The 3886-nt window shown below is 66.1% G+C and carries 1 protein-coding gene and 1 pseudogene; both read left to right on the forward strand.

Translation table 11 applies throughout. The features are described 5' to 3' along the window. Positions 1-430: 430 nt before the first annotated feature. Positions 431-2452 (forward strand): elongation factor G, encoded by a 2022-nt coding sequence (fusA, locus tag B9C43_RS55280; protein ID WP_084435128.1) that lies wholly within the window; start codon positions 431-433, stop codon positions 2450-2452. A 505-nt stretch (positions 2453-2957) separates the two neighbouring features. After that, positions 2958-3886, forward strand: a pseudogene (locus tag B9C43_RS55285) (LamG domain-containing protein); the annotation flags it as partial.

Genomic DNA, 3886 nt, shown 5'->3' on the forward strand with positions numbered 1-3886 from the left:
ACCGTCAACCTCGGGGCCAAAGGCGTGGACACCCGGGGAGCGCCGCTGCCGATCGTGCAGGAGAACGGCACCTGGTGCGTGGAAGTCTGATCTTGAACTTCGGGGCGTGCGTGTAGACCAGGGTCTCACCAGCGTGACGGAAAAGTCTGTGGACCGTCCACTCGAGATCCGCTACTGTCCCCCCGACATCTGCGCCGCCATCCCGTTGCGGTGCACCGCGACAAGAAGGGGGCCGGCCGTGTTCCGTCACGAAGCCGTTGTCCTCCAGTCGCGGTACGAGGTGATCCTGATGTCTTCGCGTGCCCGGTGCCGGCTGCGCGGCCGCCACCGGACGAGGTGACGAATACCCTGCGCTGATAAGCCTTGCGCGGGTGGATGTCCCGTGAATCGCGCCGACATGTTCTGCGATCACCCCGAAAGGCAATGAGCCGTGCGTACCAACATCCGGAACCTGGGCATTCTCGCTCACGTCGACGCAGGCAAGACCACTCTCACCGAACGGATCCTCTATGCGACAGGCACTACGCACAAACGCGGCGAGGTCCACGACGGCACGACCGTCACCGACTTCGACTCCCAGGAACGAGAGCGCGGCATAACGATCTTCGCTGCTGCTGTCAGCTGCGCCTGGGACGGACATCGCATCAACCTGATCGACACACCCGGCCACGTCGACTTTTCCGACGAGGTGGAGCGTTCGCTGCGCGTCCTGGACGGCGCCATCGTGGTGTTCGACGCCGTCGCAGGCGTTGAGCCGCAAAGCGAATCGGTGTGGCGGCAGGCGGATCGCAACGGTGTGCCGCGGATCGCGTTCGTCAACAAGATGGACCGCGTTGGCGCCGACCTCGATGCGGCTGTGTCGTCGATTCGTGAGCGGCTGCATCCGGTACCGCTCGTGGTGCATCTGCCGATCGACCGCGAAAACGAGTTCACCGGCGTGGTCGATCTGCTTGAGATGCGCGCACTGTCCTGGGTGGACGGACGTCTTGTCGACACACCAGTGCCGGACGTGCTGCAGGAGGAGGCCCAACGGCGACGGCACATGCTGGAAGAGGCGGTGGCGGAACGTCATCCGGCGGCGATGGTGGAGTTCTGCACGGATTCGGCGATCTCCGCTGCCACGCTGGCGGCTGCGCTGCGCGACCTGACTCGTAGTGGTGAGGGCCTGGTCGTGTTGTGCGGCTCGGCTTACCGCAACCGCGGGATCGAGCCGTTGCTGGCAGCGGTTGTCGCATACCTGCCGTCACCACTGGATGTGCCACCAGTGCAAGGCATCCAGGACGGCGTGACGCGGGAACGGCCTGCCGATCCGGCGGAGCCGTTCGCTGCTTTGGTGTTCAAGGTTGTCGCGACGACCACCGGGCGGTTGACGTATCTGCGTGTGTACTCAGGGACGATCCGGAAAGGAGCGACAGTGTTGGACGTCGGGGCGACGCGTACCGAACGGATTGCCCGGATCCTGCGGGTGCATGCCGACCGGCAGACCGAAGTGGACCACGCGACGGCGGGCGACATTGTCGCTGTTGTCGGGCCGAAGATGGCTCGTGTCGGTTCCAGCCTCTGCGACGCCGCAGCGCCTCTGCTGCTCGAACCGCCGCGGGTTGCCGATCCGGTCGTCTCCGTGGCGGTCGAGGCACGCAGGTCCATCGACACCGACAAGGTGGCGACGGCGTTGGCGCAGTTGGCCGAAGAGGACCCGTCGCTGACAGTGCGGACTGATCCGGAGACGGGCCAGACCGTGTTGTCCGGCATGGGTGAACTGCACCTGGAGGTCTCGGTGGAGAAGATCCGTCGGAACCGAGGCGTGGAAATCGCCGTTGGCCGTCCTAAGGTCGCGTACCGGGAGACGGTCGAGCGTGGCGTGTCCGGATTGGTCTATCGGCATGTCAAGCAGGACGGTGGAGCCGGTCAGTTCGCTCATGTCGTGCTCGACGTCCAAGGGTCGGACACAGAGGACTTCGTGTTCGAGTCCACTGTGGTCGGTGGGCACGTGCCGCGCGAGTACGTTCGGGCGGTCGAGGCCGGCTGCCGCGATGCCCTGGCCGAGGGTCCCCTCGGCGGGCACCCGGTCACCGGGCTGCGGGTCACGTTGACCGATGGCGCGACCCATTCGAAGGATTCGTCGGAAATGGCGTTCCGGACGGCTGGGCGGCTCGGACTCCGCGAGGCATTGCGCGCGTGCGTGATGACCCTCCTGGAGCCGGTGTCCGAGGTCACGGTCACGGTTGCCGAGGACGCCGTGGGCGGCGTACTCGGTGACTTGGCGATGCGTCGCGGCCGGGTAACGGCGACGGTCACGCGGACGAAAACGGTGACAATCACCGCGACCGTGCCGTTGGCCGAACTGTTCGGCTACGCGGACCGCCTGCGCAGCCGCACCCAGGGCCGTGGAACCTTCACGGCCAAACCAGCGGGCTACGCCCCGGCGCCAGCCGGGGTCGCAGTCAGCTGACTACAAACCTCGTGAGTGTTTGCCGGTTCGAACCGGCAAAACACTCACGAGGTCTTAATGTGATCGCGAAACGGGCCGCCCCGCATTCCGGCGTGATGTGGGCCTCCAAGGGGCCCGCCCCGCTGGCTACCGGCGGCTGACTGACCCCGCGATACAGCCGCGGCACATTCGTCGCAGTCGACGTCAACTGCGGATCATGTGATCATCGTAGAAGGCGCAGGCATGGCGAATGCGGTCTGAAGCCGGATTGCAGTGCTGTTGCCCAGCTGAAGCCAGCGTGAAGCTGGCCCTGCTCACCATGTGTCGTCGGTATTGGTGAGTGAGGGGGGCTTTCGTGCGCCTGCGTCGTGTCGTGATCGGCGGGACAATTACCGCTGTGGTGGGGTCGGTTTTGACCATAACCAGCGGGAGTATCCCGTTGGGGGCTCCGCCACCGAGAGACAGAGTCGTGGAGGCGCCGGACGGCGCGACGGCGATGCAGCTGGCGAGTGTGCAGGGTTCGCGGGTGGAGGTTACTGCGGAGCGGACCTCGACTCGTGCGGTGTATGCCAACCCGGGTGGCACGATGACGGCGGAGTTCTCGGCGGTGCCGGTCCGCGTCAAGCAGGGCGAGTCGTGGGTGGCCATTGACACCACCATAGTCCAAAAAGCCGATGGGACGGTTGGGCCGAAGGCCGCGGAGGGTGATCTGCGGCTGTCCGGCGGCGGCCAGGGATCTGATCTGGCCAGGATGAGCAAGGACGGCCGCGAGTTCGCCCTGCAATGGCCCGGCGCGCTGCCGAAGCCAGTACTCAAGGAGAACACGGCGACCTACCCGGAAGTGTTGCCGGGCGTGGATCTGGTGATGATCGCCGAGCGCGGCGGTTACCTGCAGCATCTGGTGATCAAGTCCGCTGAGGCCGCGCGCAACCCGCAGTTGGCGAAGGTCAGGCTGGGTGTGCGGGCGCCGGGCTTGACGCTGCAGTCGGACAAGGGGGCGCTGAAGGCGCTCGACGCCACGGGCGCGGAGGTGTTCTCGTCGCCGACGTCGGTGATGTGGGATTCCAGCGGCCCGATGCCCGGTCCGGCGACGTCGAAGTCCGCGGCGGTGGATGTGTCGTTCGTGGACGGTTCGTTGCAGATCGTGCCGGACCAGAAGTTCCTGGCCGACCCCGCCGTGGTCTATCCGGTCACGGTCGACCCGCCGTGGAGCCCGCCGGGCATCTACAACTGGGCTACCGTGCTGTCCGGCAAGGGGAGCCAGCCGTACTGGTGGACTAGTGGCGAGCATCCGTGGGCGCAGATCGGACAGTGCCCGGCTTCCTTGGGTGGCTGGTGCAACGGTATCGGCGAAGCGCGTGCGTACTTCGAATACGACACGACCTTCCTGCATGACAAGCCGGTCGTCAGCGCGTCGTTGGACACCGCGGTTGTCTACAGCCCGAGCTGTTCGGA

The sequence above is a fragment of the Kibdelosporangium aridum genome (genome assembly GCF_900176515.1).
GTDB classification, from domain to species: Bacteria; Actinomycetota; Actinomycetes; order Mycobacteriales; family Pseudonocardiaceae; genus Kibdelosporangium; species Kibdelosporangium aridum.